General features: G+C 67.5%; 12 protein-coding genes. 11 read left to right on the forward strand and 1 reads right to left on the reverse strand.

All coding sequences use genetic code 11. The features are described 5' to 3' along the window. The first annotated feature begins 240 nt into the window (after nt 1–240). The 6 genes from A9975_RS36615 to A9975_RS36640 all read left to right on the forward strand — a co-directional run bounded on the left by A9975_RS36615 (nt 241) and on the right by A9975_RS36640 (nt 8428). The gene (locus A9975_RS36615; RefSeq protein WP_183037007.1) at nt 241–1575 is read left to right on the forward strand and encodes an MFS transporter; all 1335 of its coding nucleotides are present in this window, start codon (nt 241–243) and stop codon (nt 1573–1575) included. A gap of 14 nt (nt 1576–1589) precedes the next feature. Beyond that, the gene (locus A9975_RS36620) at nt 1590–2822 is read left to right on the forward strand and encodes an amidohydrolase family protein (protein WP_183037008.1); all 1233 of its coding nucleotides are present in this window, start codon (nt 1590–1592) and stop codon (nt 2820–2822) included. 256 nt (nt 2823–3078) lie between these two features. Beyond that, nucleotides 3079–3981 carry a LysR substrate-binding domain-containing protein gene (locus tag A9975_RS36625; protein ID WP_183037009.1) on the forward strand — a complete coding sequence of 301 codons (903 nt, stop codon included), beginning with the start codon at nt 3079–3081 and terminating at the stop codon, nt 3979–3981. Nucleotides 3982–4077: 96 nt separating this feature from the next. Further along, nucleotides 4078–5061 (forward strand): tripartite tricarboxylate transporter substrate binding protein, encoded by a 984-nt coding sequence (locus A9975_RS36630; RefSeq protein ID WP_150986858.1) that lies wholly within the window; start codon nt 4078–4080, stop codon nt 5059–5061. Nucleotides 5062–5413: 352 nt separating this feature from the next. Beyond that, the gene (locus tag A9975_RS36635; RefSeq protein ID WP_183037010.1) at nt 5414–7651 is read left to right on the forward strand and encodes a TonB-dependent siderophore receptor; all 2238 of its coding nucleotides are present in this window, start codon (nt 5414–5416) and stop codon (nt 7649–7651) included. Nucleotides 7652–7741: 90 nt separating this feature from the next. Beyond that, on the forward strand, nt 7742–8428 hold the full coding sequence (locus A9975_RS36640; protein ID WP_150986891.1) for a Fe2+-dependent dioxygenase: 687 nt from the start codon (nt 7742–7744) through the stop codon (nt 8426–8428). Nucleotides 8429–8455: 27 nt separating this feature from the next. Here A9975_RS36640 and A9975_RS36645 read toward each other — a convergent pair whose 3' ends face one another. Then, complete coding sequence (locus tag A9975_RS36645; protein WP_183037011.1) at nt 8456–9346, reverse strand: LysR family transcriptional regulator; 891 nt, start codon at nt 9344–9346, stop codon at nt 8456–8458. A 151-nt stretch (nt 9347–9497) separates the two neighbouring features. Here A9975_RS36645 and A9975_RS36650 point away from each other — a divergent pair, with 151 nt between their 5' ends. The 5 genes from A9975_RS36650 to A9975_RS36670 all read left to right on the forward strand — a co-directional run bounded on the left by A9975_RS36650 (nt 9498) and on the right by A9975_RS36670 (nt 15506). Next, nucleotides 9498–9890: a 4-oxalocrotonate tautomerase family protein gene (locus A9975_RS36650; RefSeq protein ID WP_183037012.1), complete on the forward strand. Its 393-nt coding sequence runs from the start codon at nt 9498–9500 to the stop codon at nt 9888–9890. A 144-nt stretch (nt 9891–10034) separates the two neighbouring features. After that, a complete protein-coding gene (locus A9975_RS36655; RefSeq protein ID WP_183037013.1) occupies nt 10035–11426 on the forward strand; it encodes a GntP family permease in 1392 nt (463 codons plus the stop codon). A gap of 132 nt (nt 11427–11558) precedes the next feature. After that, nucleotides 11559–12392 (forward strand): aldo/keto reductase, encoded by an 834-nt coding sequence (locus A9975_RS36660; RefSeq protein WP_183037014.1) that lies wholly within the window; start codon nt 11559–11561, stop codon nt 12390–12392. A 47-nt stretch (nt 12393–12439) separates the two neighbouring features. Continuing rightward, nucleotides 12440–13852 (forward strand): FAD-containing oxidoreductase, encoded by a 1413-nt coding sequence (locus A9975_RS36665; protein ID WP_183037015.1) that lies wholly within the window; start codon nt 12440–12442, stop codon nt 13850–13852. A gap of 25 nt (nt 13853–13877) precedes the next feature. Continuing rightward, a complete protein-coding gene (locus A9975_RS36670) occupies nt 13878–15506 on the forward strand; it encodes an MFS transporter (RefSeq protein ID WP_183037016.1) in 1629 nt (542 codons plus the stop codon). The last annotated feature ends 2 nt before the right edge of the window (nt 15507–15508 follow it).

Raw genomic sequence — 15508 nt, forward strand, 5'->3', positions numbered from 1 at the left:
CTCCCCCGCCCGCCCCACCCATGCCGCCCGCGCTCCCTAGCGCGGCATGCGCCCGTTGCCTGCCATGCGCTGCCCGCATGACGACATGCGCAGAATTCGTTTTCGGCCCGGCGGCGCTGCTCCTACCATCGGACTACCTGCCGTGCGCCGACTGATCCCTGACCGCACCGGGCGGCGCTGCCACGCCGACCCGGGATCGACGCGGTGCGCGCACCGGGCCCGCCAACCCAGGAGGATGTCATGCACGCAAGCGCCCACCCAGAAGCGCCATCGAAGCCACCAAGCGTCAGCGGCGCGCAACGCCGCCGCGCCATCGTCGCCACCGTGATCGGCAACGGTCTCGAGTGGTTCGACTTCACCGTCTACAGCTTCTTCGCCGTCATCATCGCGAAGCTCTTCTTTCCCACCGGCAATGACCTGTCTTCACTGCTGCTCGCGGTTGCCACGTTTGGCGTGGGATTCTTCATGCGGCCGGTCGGCGGCATCATCCTCGGGGTATACGCCGACCGCGTGGGCCGCAAGGCGGCGCTGTCGCTGACCATCCTGCTGATGGCGCTGGGCACCACCATGATCGGCCTGGCGCCCACCTATGATCAGATCGGTGTCTTCGCACCGCTGCTGATCGTGGTGGCACGACTGCTGCAGGGCTTCTCCGCCGGCGGCGAAATGGGCGGGGCCACCGCCTTCCTGACCGAGTACGCCCCGGTGGAGCGCCGCGCGTACTACTCCAGCTGGATCCAGGCGAGCATCGGCGTGGCCGTGCTGCTGGGCGCCGCGGTCGGTACCTTCGTCACCTCCGCGCTGAGCACCGAGGCGCTCAATAGCTGGGGCTGGCGCCTGCCATTCCTGCTCGGCATCGTGATCGGGCCGGTGGGCTACTACATCCGCCATCACCTCGACGAGACGCCGACCTTCCGCGATGCCACCGACAAGTCGGACTCGCCGCTGACCGAAGTGCTGCGCGACTACCCGCGCCAGACCGCGGCCAGCTTCTCGATGGTGATCTTGTGGACGGTCTGCACCTATGTGCTGCTGTTCTATATGCCGACGTACTCGGTCAAAGTGCTCCATGTGCCGCAGTCGACTGGCTTCATCGCCGGCATGGTGGGCGGCCTGGCGATCATGGTGTGTTCGCCGCTGGTCGGGCTGCTGGCCGATCGCATCGGGCGCCGCGTGCTGCTATCGGGTTCCGCGCTGCTGATCCTGGTGCTGGCTTACCCGATGTTCGCCTACATCAACCAGGCTCCGGGGCTGGCTTCGCTGGTGGTCTTCCAGCTGGTGTTCGGTATCTTGATCGCCACCTACACCGGCCCGATCCTGGCGGCGTTCTCCGAGCTCTTCCCGGCCAAGGTGCTGTCGACCGGTTTGTCGGTGGCCTACAACCTGGCGGTCACCATCTTCGGCGGCTTCGCGTCGTTCATCATCACCTGGCTGATCGCCAGCACGGGCAGCACCATGGCGCCTGCGTTCTACGTGATGTTCGCCGCCGCCATCAGCCTGGCCGGCACGCGCCTGGTGCGCGAGCCCGCCTACCTGCGCCCGGCGCAGGCTACCCGAGCCGCTCAACCCGTCTAATGACTGTCCCGCGCATGAAACAGATCCTGCTCAAGGGCGGCAACGTCCTCGACCCTGCCCATGGCAGCCTCCTGCAACGCCACGATGTGCTGATCGAAGGCGAGCGCATCGCCGACGTTTCGTCCACGCCGATCCACGCGCCCAGCGCGCAGGTGATCGACCTCTGCGGCAAGACCGTGATGCCCGGGCTGATCGACTGCCACGTGCACGTGCTGGCGTCGCTGGCCAACCTCGGCCTGAATGCGGTGCAGCCGAATGTACTGGTGGCGTTGCGCGCCGTGCCGATCATGAAAGCCATGCTCGAGCGCGGCTTCACCACCGTGCGCGATGCGGGCGGCGCCGACTGGGGCCTGTCGCAGGCCATCGAAACCGGCCTGGTGCCGGGCCCGCGCATCTTCCCGTCCGGCAAGGCACTGTCGCAAACTGGCGGGCACGGCGACTTCCGCCCGCGCGCCGATGTGCTGGAGCCATGCTCGTGCGCCTTCCGTGCCGGCGCCATCGCACGTGTGGCCGATGGCGTGGATGCGGTACGCCTGGCAGTGCGCGAAGAGATCCAGAAGGGCGCCACGCAGATCAAGATCATGGCATCCGGCGGCGTGGCGTCGCCCACCGACCCGATCGGCAACACGCAATACAGTGAAGACGAGATCCGCGCCATCGTGGCCGAGGCCGAAGCGGCCCAGACGTATGTGATGGCGCACGCCTATACCGGCCGCGCCATCACGCGCGCGGTGCGCTGCGGCGTGCGCACCATCGAGCACGGCAACCTGGTCGACCGCGCAGCCGCGCGCGTGATGCGCGAGCATGGCGCGTTCGTGGTGCCTACCCTGGTCACCTACGACGCGCTCGCGCGCGACGGCGCGCGCCTGGGCTTGCCGGCGGAATCGGTGGCCAAGATCGAAACCGTGCGCCAGGCCGGCCGCGACTCGCTCGCCATCTACGCGGAAGCCGGCGTGCCGATGGGCTTTGGCTCCGACCTGCTGGGCGAGATGCACCAGGACCAGTCGGATGAATTCCGCATCCGCGCGGCGCTGCTCGGCAACCTGGAGGCGATCCGCAGCGCCACCTCGATCGCCGCCGCGATCCTGCAACGCGAAGGCGAGCTCGGCACCGTGCGCGCCGGCGCGCTGGCCGACCTGATCGCGGTCGATGGCAACCCGCTGGCGGACATCGGTGTGCTGTGCGGCCAGGGCGAACACCTGGCGTTGGTGATGCAGGCAGGACGGCTGCATCGCCAGCCGGGCTGAACGAAGCCAGCAGCAGGGCCAAAGCCTCGCGCCACGACGACGTCTGTCTCTCCCTCGCCCCTCAGGGGGAGAGGGCCGGGGAGAGGGGTGGCTTAGCTAGGAGCCACTGGAAGCGAAGCCCATGGTGTTTTCCAGCACGACGGCGTAACGAGCGCCCTCCCGCTCCCCCCCAGGAGGGAGCCAACCTGGCGCTGGCGACCAGCCTCTCGCCATCACCGCGGACTATCATGGCGGCTGAACCGTTCCACTCGCCGCCATGCGTATCTCCCCCCTTCCGCCCCTGCCCTGCCTGGTCGCCTTCGAGTCGGCCATGCGGCATGGCAGCTTCACCCGCGCCGCCAGCGAACTTCACCTGACGCAAAGCGCCATCAGCCGCCAGGTGGCGCAGCTCGAACACTTCCTCGGCAAGAAGCTCTTCATCCGCGAGCCGCGCGCGCTGCGCCTGACCGTAAGCGGCCAGGCTTATGCCGAAGAGGTGCAGCGCCTGCTGTCGGCCTGCGCCGAAGCGACCGAGGATGTGATGAAGCGCAAGGGCCATGCCGAGCTGACGGTGGCCTGCTCCAGCGGCGTCGCGGTGCTCTGGCTCACGCCCAGGCTGGCAGCCTTTCGCACCGCGCACCCCGACATCCACCTGCGCCTGCTGGTCAACGACAGCCTGGCCTCGCTCTCGCCCGCCGAGTTCGACGTGGGCATGTATTACCTGCGCGAGGGGCCGCCGGCAGGGCTGGCATCGCGCCGGCTTTACGACGAAGACGTGTTTCCCGTCTGCGCGCCGCACTACCTGGCCGGCCGCCGGCTGGAGCCGGCGGACCTCCCCGGCGAGACCTTGCTGATGCTGGAAGACGGACAACGCCAATGGATGTCGTGGCAGACCTGGCTGACGCACAACGGGCTGGCGGACGCGCGGCCACCACACAAGCTGGTGGCCAACCAGTATCCGATCCTGCTGCAGCTCGCCATCGAAGGCCAGGGCATCGCCCTGGGGTGGCGCCACATGATCGACCGCTGCGTCCAGGAAGGGCTGCTGGTGCGCGCCTGCGAGGCGAGCGCGAGCCTGGGTGGTGGCTACTACGCGGTGTGGCCGCAAGACCGCGCGGAGGCCGCGGCAGCGCGGACGTTCCGCAACTGGCTGGCACAGCAGAGCGCGGAAAGCCAGTAACGAAGGGCGCATGCGGGTTCAGCGAATTGACAGGTTCGCTGGTTATGATCCGTCGCAGCAGCACCCGTGCACCCAAAACAGCCAATGGAGACAACCATGCGTATTTCCGCCACCAGCCGCGCGCTGGCCCTCGCCGTTCCCGCCCTGTTCGCCGCCGCCAGCTTCGCCATGCCCGCGCAGGCCGCCGATGCCTGGCCAACCCACGTCATCAAGTTCGTCGTGCCGTTTACCGCCGGCGGCGCCAATGACCTGGTGGCGCGCGCCGCCGCCGATGCGGTTGGCAAGCGCCTGGGCCAGACCGTGATGATCGAGAACCGCCCGGGCGCTGGCGGCGTGGTAGGTGCGGACTACGTGGCCAAGGCCAAGCCGGATGGCTACACCTTCCTGATCGGCGCCGTAGGCACGGTCACCAACAGCCTGATCCGCGCCAAGATGCCCTACGCGGCCGACGACCTGGTGCCGGTCTCGCTGGTCGCGGTGAGCCCATCCGTGATCGTGGTCTCGCCGTCCCTGCCGGTGAACAACCTGAAGGAACTGGTCGAGTATTCCAAGAAGCAGGCTTCGGGCGCCAACTTCGCCACCGCCGGCAGTGGCAGCACGCCGCACTTTGTCGAGGAGATGCTCAAGGAGAAGGGCGCGGTGCTGACCGTGGTGCCGTATAAGAGCGGCTCCGAGAGCATCACCGCGGTGATCGGCAACCAGGTCACGGCTACCTCCGAGGCCAGCGTGGTGGTGCTGCCCAACATCAAGGCCGGCAAGCTCAAGGCGCTGGGCGCGACCTGGGACAAGCGCATGAGCGCGGCGCCGAACATCGCGACCACTGCCGAGCAAGGCATGCCGGACGTGCGCATCGGCCACTGGGCAGGCGTGTTCGCACCCAAGGGCACCGACCCCGCCATCCTCAAGAAGATGAACGCCGAAATGAGCGCCGCCATGCAGACGCAGGAAACGCGCGACCGGCTGATTCCCAACGGCATCGAACCCGCCGGCGGCACGCAGGAGAGCTTCATTGCCTTCATCAAGTCGGAGCGCGAGCGCCTTGGCCGCATCGCAAAAAACGCCAACATGACGGCGGAGTAAGAAATATTTTCAGCCGTCCTGAAGACAAGGGCGGTGAATGTCTGTATCGGGCTCGTTACGTACGGGCCCGTTTTATTTTATAAATGTGTTTGATACGCATCTTTACACGAACAATGTGCGTAATTGAATCCACGAATGCCAACTAATGTTTTTAATTTAGGACATTATAAGTGGCGTTACATTGTCTGTGATAAAAAGACAACGCGAATTGCAACGCAAATCATTCGCATTTATATTCCGGCTCGCCCAACCATGATTGCCTTCCGCCGTTGGCCGAACCGATCCAGGCGCGCACCTTCTTGCCGCTGTCGGCCGGCTCGTACCCGCGGCCGCACCGGAACCGAGAAACGACATGAATCGCCGCACGCCGATCGCGACTGCCTTGCTCGCGCTGTTCGCCACGCCCGTTGCCACCCTGGCCCAGACGGCCGCCACGGCCCCCGCGACGCAGCCCACGACGACGCTGCATGAAGTGGTGGTGCAAGGCAGCAGCGCCAATGACGACTACAGCGCGGTGAAGAGTTCAATCAGCAAGCTGCCCGCGGAACTGCGCGACATTCCGCAATCGGTCACGGTGGTCAACAAGGCGCTGATCGACGCGCAGGGCGGCACCTCGCTGGCGGATGCGCTGCGCAATGTCCCGGGCATCACCATCGGCGGCGCCGAGGGTGGCCAGATCGGCAACAACATCAACCTCAACGGTTTCTCCGCGCGCACCGACATCTACCTGGATGGCTTCCGTGATCGCGGCCAGTACTATCGCGACGTCTTCGCGCTGGATTCGGTGGAAGTGCTGATGGGCCCCTCATCGATGCTGTTCGGGCGTGGATCCACCGGGGGGGTGATCAACCAGGTCACCAAGAAGCCGTCGCTGAAGGCTGCGACCGAAGTCACCGGCTCGGTCACCACCAACGGCCTGGTGCGCGCCACCGCGGACTACAACACGCCCACGGGCGAGACCTCGGCCTTCCGGATCGCGGCGATGGCCCAGGACGGCTCGGCTAGCACGCGCGACCAGACCAAGGTGAAGGATTTCGGCCTCGCGCCGTCGTGGCGCCTGGGCATCGGCACCCCCACCGAGATCACGCTGTCTGCGCTGCTGCAGCATAACGAGGACCAGCCCGACTATGGCCTGCCGGCCATCAACGGGCACCCGGTGAACGTCGACCGAAAGACGGCCTATGGCTTCAACGACGACCGCACCATCCAGGACGTGGCCGCACTCAACGCCACCGTTGATCACAAGTTCTCGCCCAACCTGCGCCTGCGCAACCAGACCCAGTTCAACTACGTCAACACCAACGCGCGCGAAACCGCGCCGAACGCCGTCGGCACGGTCAGCGCCAAGGGCTTCACCCCGCTGACCACCACCACGCTGCCGCTGGATGCGCTGTTCGTGCGCCAGCAAAGCCACGACCGCCATATCCGCGACTACTCGATCTTCAACCAGACCGAGCTGACCGCCAAGTTCGACACCGGCCCGGTCAAGCACACCGTGCTGGTGGGCGCCGAAATCGGCCACGATGGCTATGACAACCAGAACTACTACCGCAACGGCACCTGCAACGGCGTGGCCCTGAACTCCGCCGCCACCGCCACCGCCGCGGCCGGCACCAGCGGCTACGCGGCATGCGAGCCGGTCGTCAACCCGACCTACAGCAACTCGCCGGCTACCGCGCCGAGCGTGGCCGGCAACCGGCAGGGCGCGGCGGCCAACACGCTGGCGGCCTACATCAACGACTCGGTGGAGTTCAGCAAGCAATGGAAGCTGGTGGGCGGGCTGCGCTACGACAAGTACATTGCCAGCATCACCAATTCAATCAACTCGTCCAACACGCTGGGCAGCACCGTGTTGCCCAGCGCCAGCCAGACGGTCAACTTCACCAGCGTGCGCGTGGGCGGTATCTGGCAGCCGACCGAGGCCCAGTCCTACTACCTGTCGTACGGCACGTCGTTCAACCCGTCGCTGGAGCAACTGGTGGGCACCGTGGGCCAGCAGAACCTGGACCCGGAAAAGAACAAGTCCTATGAAGTGGGCGGCAAGTGGGACCTGCTAGGCGGGGACCTGTCGCTGAATTCGGCGCTGTTCCAGATCACCAAGGACAACGCCCGCAGCCAGATCGACGCCACCACGTACTCGCTGGCCGGCAAGATCCGCGTGCGCGGCTTCCGCGCCGGCGCCACCGGCCGCATCACCAGCAAGTGGCAGGTCTTCGCGGGATACACCTATCTGGACGGCGAGATCGTCAACGGCATCGCCGCCGGCACCCAAGGCATGGTCCCGACCAATACGCCCAAGCACACCGCGACGGCGTGGACCAGCTACCGCGTGCTGCAGGACTGGGAAGTGGGCGGCGGCGCCTTCTATATGTCGCAGCGCTATGCCAACAACACCAACACCGTGCAGGTGGGTGGCTACGTGCGCTGGGATGGCATGATTGCCTACCATCAGCCGAAGTACGACGTGCGCCTGAACCTGTTCAACGTGTTCGACAAGAAGTACTACGATGCGCTGATCCAGTCGGACGGCGGACGCTCGGTGCCCGGCACCGGCCGCACCGCGATGCTGTCCTTCATCTACCGCATGTAAGCTGAGGTAAAGTGGCGTGATGCCATGTCACGCCACGCGGCAGCGCCGGAAACCTCCCGCGCGCTGCCGCCGAACCCTGTCGAGATCGTCATGCTTGTCTGCATTCCCAAGGTACTCAACGCGGAGCAGCTTGCCGTGCTGCGCCAGCATCTCGACCAGGCCGGCACGGCCTGGGTGGATGGCCGCGTGTCGGCCGGCTACTCCGGCGCGCCGGTCAAGTTCAACCAGCAGATCGACGAGCGCGCCGAAGTGGCGCAGCAGTGCCAGCACCTGATCCTTGGCATGCTCGAGCGCAATCCGCTGTTCATCAGCGCGGCGCTGCCCAATATCGTCTACCCGCCGATGTTCAACCGCTACAGCGAGGGCATGACCTTTGGCGCCCACGTGGACGGCGGCGTGCGCATTCATCCGCACAATGGCCGCAAGCTGCGCACCGATATCTCGGCCACGCTGTTCCTCAGCGACCCCGCCAGCTATGACGGCGGCGAGCTGCAGGTGGAAGACACCTACGGCACCCACAGCGTCAAGCTGGAAGCCGGTGACATGGTGATCTATCCCGCCACCAGCCTGCACCAGGTCACACCGATCACGCGCGGCACGCGCGTGGCGAGCTTCTTCTGGATCCAGAGCCTGGTGCGCGACGACGCGCAGCGCGCGCTGCTGTTCGACCTCGACAACGCGATCCAGAAACTCAACCAGACCGGCGCCGACGATGGTGCGCGGCGCTCTCTGGTGGGTTGCTACCACAACCTGCTGCGGCAGTGGACCGAGACCTGAAAAGGGACGTGTCAATCCACTGCGCGGTTATGCGAACTGCTCCGCCAGCGCCGCCCTGACCTTACCGACCAGTGCCGCCTCCCCCGCCCGCGCAGGCAGCAGGAAGAATTCCGCCGTGGGCAGGGCCGGCAGCTTGAGCCTGGCCAGCGTAGCCGCATCGATCCGCGCCACGCCCGGCCCGATCGCCGACTCGTTCAGGCACGAGATGCCAAGCCCGGCAGCCAGCGCCAGATGCAGGCCAGCGACGCCCGAGGCGGAATGGGCAATCACGTGGTCCAGGCGCCTTCGCCGCAGCATCTGCACCACGTACTGATGCAGCGAGCAGGTATCAGGCAGCAGCACCAGCGGCAGCGGGCCGCTCACGCGCTCCGCCTCGCCTTGTGCCGCAACCCAGGCCAGCGCCTCGCGGCGCAGCACGGTGCCGCGCGCGCCCTTGGCGCCAGCCTGCTGGCCTCCCCCCTTGCCCGGCAACCGCATCGACAAGCCGATATCGAAATCATCGGTGTGCATTCCCGCATCGATGACGCTGCTTTTCGTCACCTGTACGTGCAGCCGCAGGTAGGGATAGCGCTCGCGCAGCCCGCGCAGCATGCCGGCGATCTCGCCCGGGCGGAAGTAGTCCGTCACCGCGAGCCGCAACTCGCCATCCAGCGTGTGGCCGCGCAGGTCTTGCAGCGCCAGCTCGGACAGCGCGAGAATGCGCCGCGCATGCTCGAGCAAGCGCGTGCCGGCGGGTGTCGGCGCCGCGCCCTGCTTGCCGCGCGTGAGCAGCGGCACACCGGCGCGCTCCTCCAGCTTACGCAGCTGCTCGCTGACCGAAGACTGCGACAGGAACAGCCGAGGCGCCGCGGCGGACAGGCTGCCGGCGTCCGCCACGGTCACGAACGTGCGTAGCTGGTCGAGTTCAAGTGCGCGCATGGCGGGCCCCCATCTTATTTCGGTATTAACGATGGATAGTATCGTAAATTCCCGTTTTTCCGATGGAAGGCAAACACCTAAACTGGCATCACTTACCCGCTGAGCCAAACCCGGCCAACCTAGTGAAACCGTAACAACAAAGGAGTCCGTCATGCCCCACATCAACCTGCAGATCTCCGGCAAGCCCGATGCATCGCTGACCCGCCGCGGCGCCGCCGCCGTAGCCGAGCTGACCCAGCGCGTGCTCGGCAAGAAGCCGGAGGTCACCGTCGTTTCCGTGCAGTACATCGACCACGACGCCTGGATCATCGGCGGCGAGCCGCTCTCGGAGCTTGGCCGCAACGCCTTTCACCTCGACATCAGCGTAACGGACGAAACCAACACCAAGGCCGAGAAAGCGCAGTACCTGAAGGCCGTGTTCGAGGCCCTCTCCGAGCTGATCGGCAACGTGCATCCGGTTTCATACATCCACGTGGTGGATGCGCGCGCCGCCACCTACGGCTACGGTGGCCTGTCGCAGGAATACCGCTACCACCACGGCTGAGCCCAGGCCACCGACGACGGCGAAAGGCGAACCTTTGAGGCAGGACATTGTCGCAGCGCAGCAAGCTGTGGCAAAGTCGGCACCTGATCCGCCGCGCGTGGCGCCACGAGCGCCGCGCGCGCGGAAGAACCACAAGGAGAACCGATGTCCTTCCTCATAGTCCTGGCCGCCCTGGCCTTCCTGATGTTTGCGGCCTACCGTGGCTACAGCGTCATCCTGTTCGCCCCGGTGGCCGCGCTCGGCGCCGTTCTGCTGACCGAGCCCGCCGCAGTGGCGCCGGTCTTCTCCGGCATCTTCATGGAGAAGATGGTCGGCTTCGTCAAACTGTATCTCCCGGTCTTCCTGCTGGGCGCCGTGTTCGGCAAGGTGATCGAGCTGTCGGGCTTCTCGGAGTCCATCGTGGCCGCCGCCATCCGCTACATAGGCCGCTCGCGTGCCAATGCGGTGATCGTCGCCGTTTGCGCGCTGCTGACCTATGGCGGCGTCTCGCTGTTCGTGGTCGTGTTCGCCGTCTATCCGTTCGCGGCGGAGCTTTACCGGCAGAGCAACATCCCCAAGCGGCTGATGCCGGGCGCCATTGCGCTGGGCGCATTCTCGTTCACCATGGATTCGCTGCCAGGCACGCCGCAGATCCAGAACATCATCCCCACCACCTTCTTCAAGACCACGACCTGGGCAGCGCCGGTGCTGGGCCTGCTCGGCTCGTTATTCATCATCGGGGTGGGCCTGGGCTACCTGGAGTGGCGCCGCCGCGCGGCCATGGCGCGTGGCGAAGGCTACGGCACTGCGTTGCGCAATGAGCCGGAGCGCAGCCAGACCGGCCACCTGCCGCATCCGGCACTGGCGCTGCTGCCGCTGGTGGTAGTGGGCGTGGCCAACTTCGTCTTCACGCGCATGATTCCGCAGTGGTACGGCAGCAGCTACAGCGTGTCGCTGCCCGGGCTGGCCAAGCCGGTGGAAACGCAGATCGCCACCGTGACCGCGATCTGGGCGGTGGAGGCGGCGCTGCTGCTGGGCATCGTGGTGGTGGTGGCGACGGCATTCGGCGCGGTGCGCGAGCGCTTTGCCGAGGGCAGCAAGAGCGCCATCGGCGGCGCGCTGCTGGCCGCCATGAACACGGCCTCGGAGTATGGCTTCGGCGGCGTGATCGCCGCGCTGCCCGGCTTCCTGGTCGTCAGCGATGCACTCAAGAGCATCCCCAACCCGCTGGTCAATGCCGCCGTGTCTGTCAGCACGCTGGCGGGCATCACCGGCTCGGCGTCGGGTGGCATGAGCATTGCGCTGGCCGCCATGTCGGACACCTTCATCCACGGCGCGCAAGCCGCCGGCATTCCGCTCGAGGTGCTGCACCGCGTGGTGTCCATGGCCAGCGGCGGCATGGATACGCTGCCGCACAACGGCGCCGTGATCACCCTGCTGGCGGTGACGGGCCTGACGCACCGGGAGTCCTATCGCGACATTTTCGCGGTGACCGTCATCAAGACGCTGGCCGTGTTCTTCGTGATCACGGTCTACTACGTGACCGGCCTGGCCTGAACCCGGCGGCGCGCGGCGCGCCTTGTGGATCGCGCCGTCCTTACCTAGTGTGATTGGGTGGCCGGCCGTGCGCGCGTGCCTTGCGCGCTACATGCCGGCTCCTTCACCCTGCATTTCCCACCGGAACACCGCATGAAAACCGTGAGTCTGCCCGGCGGCGAACGCGTTGCCGCGCTCGGCATGGGCACCTGGAACATGGGCGATCAGCCGGCCGCGCGCGCGGAAGAGCTTGCCACGCTGCGTCTCGGGCTGGACCTGGGCCTGACCCTGATCGACACCGCCGAGATGTACGGCGATGGCCGCTCCGAGGAACTGGTCGGCGAAGCCATTGCCGGCCGGCGCGACGAGGTCTTCCTGGTCAGCAAGGTGTACCCGCACAACGCCGGGCGCACCGGCGCGGTGGCCGCCTGCGAGCGCAGCCTGCGCCGCCTGGGCACCGACCGCCTCGACCTGTACCTGCTGCACTGGCGTGGCGGCGTGCCGCTGGCGGAGACCATGGAGGCATTCATGGCGCTGCGCAAGGCTGGCAAGATCCGTCACTTCGGCGTCAGCAACCTCGACCTGGACGACATGCGCGCGCTGTGGCGCGTGCCCGGCGGCAAGGAGGTGGCGGCCAACCAGTTGCTCTACAACCTCACGCGGCGCGGCATCGAGTGGGACTTGCTGCCCTGGCTGCGCGAGCATGGCGTTGCCCTGATGGCTTATTCGCCGATCGAGCAAGCCACGCTGCTGCGCAATCCCCGGCTTGCGCGCTTTGCCCAGAAGCATGGCATCAGCCCGGTGCAGGCGGCGCTGGGCTGGCTGCTGGCGCAGCAGGGCGTCATCGCGATTCCCAAGACCAGCCACCGCGAGCGCCTGCGCGAGAACCACGGCGCGCTCGCGCTGCCACTCTCCGCGCAGCAACTGGCCGAGCTGGACGCAGCCTTCCAGCCGCCGGACGGCCCGCACCCGCTGGCGATGCTGTGATGTTTTGATGTTGTTATGTTGTGATGTGATGCCCAGGAGCCCCCGCCATGACACTCGACTACGACGCCATCATCATCGGCACCGGCCAGGCCGGCCCCCCGCTGGCGGCGCGCCTGAGCGCGGCCGGCCATAAGGTGGCCGTGATCGAGCGCCAGTCGTTCGGCGGGACTTGCGTCAACACCGGCTGCATCCCCACCAAGACCATGGTGGCGAGCGCCTACGCGGCTAACCTGGCCCGGCGCGGTGCCGAGTACGGCGTGGTGCCCACCGGGCCTGTGACGGTGGATATGGCTCGCGTCAAGGCGCGCAAGGACGGGGTCGTCGGCAAGTCCACGCACGGCGTGGAAACGTGGGTGCGCACGCTGGAACATGGCACCGTCCATCTCGGCCACGCGCGCTTCGAGGGCCCGGACACCGTGCGCGTGAACGACACCCTGCTGCGGGCTCGCAAGATCTTCATCAACGTCGGCGGGCGCGCCGCCACGCCGCCAATGCCCGGGCTGGAACAAGTGGACTACCTGACCAACGCCGGCATGATGCGTGTGGACACCTTGCCACGGCACCTGCTGGTGGTGGGCGGCAGTTATATCGGGCTGGAGTTCGGCCAGATGTTTCGCCGCTTCGGCAGCGAGGTCACGATCGTGCAGCGCGGCCCGCGCCTGATCGAGCGGGAGGATCCCGATGTGTCCGATGCCGTGCGCGGCATCCTCGCCGCCGAGGGCATCGGGCTGCGCCTCGACGCCGAGTGCATCGCGCTGGAGCAGCGCGGCGCCGAGGTCGTGGTGAAGATGGATTGCGCGCAAGGCGCGCCCGAGATCGTCGGCTCGCACGTGCTGCTGGCGGTGGGACGGCGGCCCAATACCGACGACCTTGGCCTGGACCGCGCCGGCATCGCCGTGGATGCGCGTGGCTACATCCAGGTGGACGAGCAGTTACGCACCAATGTACCCGGCATCTGGGCCATGGGCGACTGCAACGGGCGCGGCGCCTTCACCCATACCGCCTACAACGACTTCGAGATCGTCGCCGCCAACCTGCTGGACGCCACGTCCGGCGAGCCGCCCCGCACGCTCGGCGACCGTATCCCCGCCTATGCGCTCTACACCGACCCGCCGCTGGGGCGCGTGGGCATGAACGAGGCCGAGGCGCGCCGGTCCGGGCGCAATGTGCTGGTTGGCATGCGGCCGATGACGCGCGTTGGCCGCGCGGTGGAAAAAGGCGAAACGCAAGGCTTCATGAAGATCCTGGTGGATGCCGACAGCCGCGAGATCCTTGGCGCGGCGGTGCTGGGCGTGGGCGGCGACGAGGTGATTCATTGCATCCTCGACGCGATGTATGCGTGCGCGCCGTACACGGTGGTCCAGCGCGCCATGCATATCCACCCAACGGTGTCCGAACTGATCCCGACCATGCTGGGCGAGCTGCATCCGCTGGAGCCGGCCGGCCCGGCGGTGGCATGACAGGCCCGCACAGCCAGCGCTGAGCATGCCCACCACGCCGCTGGCCCAGAGCCCGTGCGACGACGCAATGCTGCGCGCCGCCCCTGGCGGGCCACCCTGCGCCAGGGCCGACGAACCGTGGGTGCTGGCCGCCACCATCCTGGCGTCGAGCATGGCCTTCATCGATGGCACCGTGGTCAACGTGGCCCTGCCCGCGCTGCAAAAGGATTTCGACGCGAGCCTGGGCGGCATGCAGTGGGTGGTGGAAGCCTATGCGTTGCTACTGGCGGCCTTGCTGCTGGTGGGCGGCGCCTGCGGTGACCGCTTCGGGCGCCGTCGCGTGTTTGCGCTGGGCGTGGCGGTTTTCGCAGCCAGCTCGGCCTGGTGCGGGCTGGCCGGCAACATCGGCCACCTGGTCGCCGCGCGGGCCGCGCAGGGCGTGGGCGCGGCGTTGCTGGTGCCAGGCAGCCTGGCGTTGCTGACGGCCTCGTTCGATGCGAGCCGGCGGGGCAAGGCCATCGGCACCTGGTCCGGCGCCACCGCCATGACCACCGCGCTCGGGCCCGTGGTGGGCGGCTGGCTGATCGAGCATCTGTCGTGGCGCGCGGCCTTCCTGGTCAACCTGCCACTGGCGGCGGCGGTGCTGGCCATCGTGTTCTGGCGCGTGCCGGAAAGCCGCGCACCGCAGCATCCCGGTGGACTCGACTGGCCCGGCAGCCTGCTCGCAGCGTTGGGGCTGGGTGGCGTGGTCTACGGACTGATCGAGTCACCGGCGCGGGGCTGGAGCCACCCGGCCGTGTGGATGCCGTCTGCCGCCGGCCTCGTTGCGCTCGGGTTGTTCGTGCTGGTGGAGGCCCGCGTGGCCAACCCTGTGATGCCGCCCGCGCTGTTCCGCTCGCGCGCTTTCCTGGGTGCCAACCTGCTCACCTTGCTGCTCTACGCGGCGCTGGGCGGCGGCCTGTTCTTCTTCCCGCTCAACCTGATCCAGGTGCGGGGCTATTCGTCGACGCAGGCCGGCGCTGCCCTGCTGCCGTTCATCCTGCTGATGTTCCTGCTGTCCGGCTGGGCCGGCGGGCTGGTGGACCGGCATGGCGCACGCAAGCCGCTGATCGTGGGCCCGCTGGTAGCGGCAGCGGGTTTCGCGCTGTTTGCATTGCCCGGCGCCGCCGCCAGCGGCGGCAGCTACTGGCTGACCTTCTTTCCCGCGGTGCTGGTGCTCGGCGCGGGCATGACGATCAGCGTGGCGCCGCTGACCACCACTGTCATGAACGCCGTGCCGCTTGGCTCGGCGGGCACGGCGTCCGGCATCAACAATGCGGCGGCACGCGTGGCCACGCTGCTGGCGATTGCCATGCTGGGGATCGTGATGGCAGGCGTGTTCGACTACCGGCTGGACGGCGCCCTTGGCCAGTCGGTCGCCAGCGGCGCGGTGCCAGTGCAGGTGGCGCGGTCCGTGCAGGCGCAACGTGCGAAACTCGCCGCCATCGTGCTGCCGGCGGCCACGGACCCGCAGGTAAAAGCGGCCGTCCGGCGGGCGGTGGACGGAGCCTTCGTGGCAGGATTTCGCTGGGTCATGCTGCTGTCGGCGCTGCTGGCTGCCGGCGGGGCAGCATGCGCCTGGGCGTTCCTGAGCCCGGCGCACGGCAAGACCGGCACCGGGAATGCCAGCGGCTAGCG

This window comes from Cupriavidus sp. UME77 (assembly GCF_014170355.1).
Classification (GTDB): Bacteria; Pseudomonadota; Gammaproteobacteria; order Burkholderiales; family Burkholderiaceae; genus Cupriavidus; species Cupriavidus basilensis.